The organism is Microbacterium sp. B24 (genome assembly GCF_000333415.1).
In the GTDB taxonomy this organism is placed as follows: domain Bacteria; phylum Actinomycetota; class Actinomycetes; order Actinomycetales; family Microbacteriaceae; genus Microbacterium.
In genome coordinates this window covers 1-4,762 of record NZ_BADB01000336.1, presented here as the reverse complement: position 1 = coordinate 4,762, position 4,762 = coordinate 1, and the positions used below count along the sequence as shown (strand labels likewise).

Sequence of the window (4,762 nt, the reverse complement as noted above, 5' to 3'; positions counted from 1 at the left end):
CGGGCGCGGTGACCGCGCGCAGGATCTCGACGACGCCCATCATGACGTCACCCGTCGTCCGCACGCGGTCGGCATCGACCACCCAGTCGAAGCGGCGAACGGCGAACGATGCGAAGGCATCGCGCACGCCGGGATCGGGTGGTGTGTACCCGGTGTCGCCGAGCTCGACCGCCGTGCGCAAGGCGCTCGTGATCAGCGGCGCGAGGGGGAAATCCGTCTCAGCCACGAACAGGGGAAGGACATCGGAACCGTACGTCCGCCACTTCGTACTGGAGCGCCGTTGCAGGGTCTCCAGCGGAAGTGCTTCCAGAGGAATGATGCTCACCCCTCGAGCCTAACGACGGCGACGCTGCGGCCGCGCAGCCGCCGACATCTGATGACGATCAGATGGCGAACCCCAGCGCGCGCATCATGTCGCGTCCGTCGTCGGTGATGCGTTCCGGTCCCCACGGCGGCATCCACACCCAGTTGATGCGGAAGCGATCGACCACGTTGTCCAGAGCCTGCGCGGTCTGCTCTTCGAGCACGTCGGTGAGCGGACAGCCGGCGGAGGTCAGCGTCATGTGAATGACGAGGGCGTCGTTCTCCTCGTCCCAGCTGAGATCGTAGATGAGACCGAGGTCGACGACGTTGATCCCGAGCTCGGGATCCATCACGTCCTTGAGCGCCTCGGTGACGTCGTCGTACTTCTCCGGACTGAGGGTCGCAGTCATGCGTTCGATCCTATGCCTCGACGATGTCGGAGGGCTCGAGGTAGCGGTCATAGCCCTCGTCCTCCAGACGCTCGGCGAGCTCCGGGCCGCCCTCCTCGGCGACGCGGCCCTTCACGAGCACGTGCACGAAATCGGGCTTGATGTAGCGGAGGATGCGCGTGTAGTGGGTGATCAGCAGCACGCCGAGATCGGTCGCGTCCTTCGCACGGTTCACACCTTCGGACACGATCTTCAGTGCGTCGACGTCGAGGCCGGAGTCGGTCTCGTCCAGCACGGCGATCGCCGGCTTGAGCAGTTCGAGCTGAAGGATCTCGTGGCGCTTCTTCTCACCGCCGGAGAATCCCTCGTTGACGTTGCGAGCGGCGAACTTCGGGTCCATGCGGAGGTTCTTCATCGCCTCCTTGACGTCCTTCGTCCAGGTGCGGATCGCGGGCGCCTCACCGTCGATCGCCGTCTTCGCCGTACGCAGGAAGTTCGTGACGGTCACCCCGGGAATCTCGACCGGATACTGCATCGCGAGGAAGAGCCCCGCACGCGCACGCTCGTCGACCGACATCGCCAGCACGTCCTCGCCGTCCAGAGTGATCGTGCCCTGGGTCACGGCGTACTTGGGGTGACCGGCGATCGTGTAGGCGAGGGTCGACTTTCCGGAGCCGTTGGGACCCATGATCGCGTGGGTCTCGCCGGTACGCACCGTCAGGTCGACGCCATTGAGGATGGGGGTCTCCCCCGCGTCGGTCTCGACCGTCACGTGGAGGTCGCGGATCTCGAGAACAGCCATGTCAGTTACCTTCTTCAGTTCACGTCTTTGAGGACAGCGGGATCGATCAGGACGTCATCCCCGTCGATCGTGACCGCGTACACGGGCACCGGCTCATAGGCCGGAAGGTTCAGGGGGCGGCCGGTGCGCAGCGAGAACGCCGAGCCGTGGGCCCAGCACTCCAGGGTCTCCCCTTCCACGAACCCGTCCGACAGCGAGATGTCGCCGTGCGTGCAGGTGTCGCCGATCGCATGGACCTCACCGTTCGAATCCAGGACGACGGCCATCGGAACGCCGTCGATCTCGACGCGCACCGCGGTGTCCTGGGTGAGGTCGCTGAGGCTGAGCGCCTTCTGCGCGGTCATGCGTGTTCTCCTTCGGCCGCCGTCGCCAGAGCCAGCTCGTCCTCGATCGCGGCGATGAGCTCGTCCTGCAGAGCCGGCACATCGATCTTCTGGACGATCTCGGCGAGGAATCCCAGCACGACCAGACGTCGAGCCTCGTCCTCCGCGATTCCACGCGCCTGCAGGTAGAACAGCTGCTCATCGTCGAAGCGCCCGGTCGCGCTCGCGTGTCCCGCGCCGCGGATGTCGCCCGTCTCGATCTCGAGGTTGGGGATCGAGTCGGCGCGTGCACCGTCGGTGAGCACGAGGTTGCGGTTGGCCTCATACGAGTCGGTGCCCACGGCATCCGGTCCGATGAGCACGTCACCGACCCAGACGCTGCGCGCGGACTCGCCCTGCAGCGCTCCCTTGTAGAGCACGTCTCCGACCGTCTGCGCACCCTTGTGGTGCAGGTAGACCTGGCTCTCCAGGTGCTGACCGGCGTCGGCGAACGACAGACCGTAGAGTCTGCCCTCCGCACCTGCTCCCGCGAGCTCGACAGACGGGTTCACGCGAACGACGCGTCCGCCGAGACTGACCACGACGTGGGTCAGCGTCGCGTCGCGGTCGACCCGCGCCTGGTGAGATGCCAGGTGAATGGCGTCATCGCCCCAGCGCTGTACCGAGACGACCGTCAGCGCGGCGCCGTCACGAACGATGATCTCGACGTTCTGCGCCTGCTGTGCGGTACCGGCGTGGCGCAGCACGACCGTCGCCCGTGAGTGCGCCTGTGCCTCGATCACGACGTGCGCATGCGCGACACCGCCGCGTCCGGTCAGCTGCACGACGATCGGCTCGTCGAGTTCGACGCCCGAGGGGATGCGGATGAGCGGAGCCTCGTCCTCCTGCGCCCAGGCGATCGCGCTGACACGGTCCTCGGGACGGAAGACCTCACCGCGTGGGGCCTCCCCGACGCGCAGACGGATCTGCTCGACGGACGAAGGCGCACTCACGTCGACGCCGATGACGTCGTGGGGGGCCGGCTCGTCCCGCAGCAGGTCGCCCAGGAGCGCCAACGGGGTGTGCTTTCCAGTTGACCTCGCGACCGGTCGGCACGGCGAAATCGGCGGGATCGAACGACGTCGGCCGCTCCGATCGGGTCTGCACCGGTACGAAGCCGGAGACCAGCGTGGCCGCAGGGTCGATGTGACCCTCCGCCCGGATGCTCTCGCCGGCAGGGGTCTGAGTCGCTGTCGTCATCAGCCGACGGATCCTTCCATGCCCATCTCGATGAGCTTGTTGAGCTCGAGGGCGTACTCCATGGGCAGTTCGCGTGCGATGGGCTCGATGAAGCCGCGCACGATCATCGCCATCGCCTCGTCCTCCGGCATGCCGCGGCTCATCAAGTAGAAGAGCTGTTCTTCGCTCACCTTCGAGACCGTCGCCTCATGACCCAGCTGCACGTCGTCGACGCGGATGTCGATCGCGGGGTAGGTGTCCGAGCGCGAGATCGTGTCGACCAGGAGCGCGTCGCAGCGCACGGTGTTCGCGGAGTGGTGGGCGTTGGCGTCCACGCGCACCTCGCCGCGGTAGCCGGCCCGGCCGCCGCCACGGGCGATCGACTTGGAGACGATCGAGGACTGCGTGTAGGGAGCCATGTGGATCATCTTCGCGCCGGCGTCCTGGTGCTGTCCGGGACCGGCGAAGGCGACCGACAGCGTCTCACCCTTGGCATGCTCACCCATCAGGTAGATGGACGGGTACTTCATCGTGACCTTCGACCCGATGTTGCCGTCGATCCACTCCATCGTCGCGCCCTCGTGCGCGATCGCACGCTTGGTGACGAGGTTGTAGACGTTGTTCGACCAGTTCTGGATCGTCGTGTAGCGCACGCGCGCGTTCTTCTTCACGATGATCTCGACGACGCCCGAGTGCAGCGAGTCGCTCTGNTAGATCGGGGCCGTGCAGCCCTCGATGTAGTGGACGTAGCTGCCCTCGTCGNCGATGATCAGCGTCCGCTCGAACTGGCCCATGTTCTCCGTGTTGATGCGGAAGTAGGCCTGCAGCGGGATCTCGACGTGCACGCCCTTGGGGACGTAGACGAACGATCCGCCCGACCAGACGGCCGTGTTGAGGGCAGCGAACTTGTTGTCACCGGCGGGGATGACGGTGCCGAAGTACTCCTCGAAGAACTCGGGGTGCTCGCGCAGCGCCGTGTCGGTGTCCATGAAGATGACACCCTGATCCTCGAGCTCCTGCTGGATCTGGTGATAGACGACCTCGGACTCGTACTGAGCGGCGACGCCGGCGACGAGGCGGGCGCGCTCCGCCTCGGGGATGCCGAGCTTCTCGTACGTGTTCTTGATGTCCTCGGGCAGGTCCTCCCACGACTGGGCCTGCTTCTCGGTGGAGCGCACGAAGTACTTGATGTTGTCGAAGTCGATGTCCGACAGATCGGCACCCCAGGTCGGCATCGGCTTGCGGCCGAACAGCTGATATCCCTTGAGGCGGGTCTTCAGCATCCACTCGGGTTCGTTCTTGAGAGCCGAGATCCCGCGGACGACGTCCTCGTTGATCCCGCGCTGGGCGACGGCGCCGGCGGCGTCTTCGTCGTGCCAGCCGAATTCATAGACACCCAGTCCCTCGAGTTCGGGACGGTCGATGAGCACATCCGACATGGGGTTTGCCTCCTTCGTGCCCGGCGGTGTCATCCGCTCCGGCATTCCTGCGCCTGCGCCTGTCTCACGATCGGAGTGTCGTGGGCGAAGGTCGGATGCCGCTTCCAGGGCCGTTTTCGTGTCGTTTTCTCCGACGGGGTCTTCGTCGGGGCGCGCACCGCGCGCGCCTAGACTGTAGGGGGCGTGACGCGCTTCGCGCGCCGCTGTTCCCACCCCTTCAGTCTATAGGCAACACCCCGACGCGGGCGTGGCCGGCGCCCGTCCGGGCGCGCATCCGGGAGGCGACCC

General features: G+C 66.2%; 4 protein-coding genes and 2 pseudogenes. All 6 read right to left on the bottom strand.

Going from position 1 to position 4,762, the window contains the following annotated elements:
• Positions 1-325 (bottom strand): annotated as a pseudogene (locus tag I5I_RS08715) (aspartate aminotransferase); the annotation flags it as partial.
• 58 nt (positions 326-383) lie between these two features.
• Entirely contained in the window at positions 384-713 is a 330-nt protein-coding gene (locus I5I_RS08710; protein ID WP_036318394.1) for a metal-sulfur cluster assembly factor, read from the bottom strand.
• A 10-nt stretch (positions 714-723) separates the two neighbouring features.
• A complete protein-coding gene (sufC, locus tag I5I_RS08705) occupies positions 724-1,494 on the bottom strand; it encodes a Fe-S cluster assembly ATPase SufC (protein ID WP_036318393.1) in 771 nt (256 codons plus the stop codon).
• 14 nt (positions 1,495-1,508) lie between these two features.
• Positions 1,509-1,838 (bottom strand): non-heme iron oxygenase ferredoxin subunit, encoded by a 330-nt coding sequence (locus I5I_RS08700; RefSeq protein WP_036290568.1) that lies wholly within the window; start codon positions 1,836-1,838, stop codon positions 1,509-1,511.
• Positions 1,835-3,056, bottom strand: a pseudogene (sufD, locus tag I5I_RS08695) (Fe-S cluster assembly protein SufD). Before sufD ends, I5I_RS08700 begins: the two are co-directional and overlap by 4 nt.
• A complete protein-coding gene (sufB, locus tag I5I_RS08690; RefSeq protein ID WP_036318392.1) occupies positions 3,056-4,474 on the bottom strand; it encodes a Fe-S cluster assembly protein SufB in 1,419 nt (472 codons plus the stop codon). Before sufB ends, sufD begins: the two are co-directional and overlap by 1 nt.
• Between the last annotated feature and the right edge of the window lie 288 nt (positions 4,475-4,762).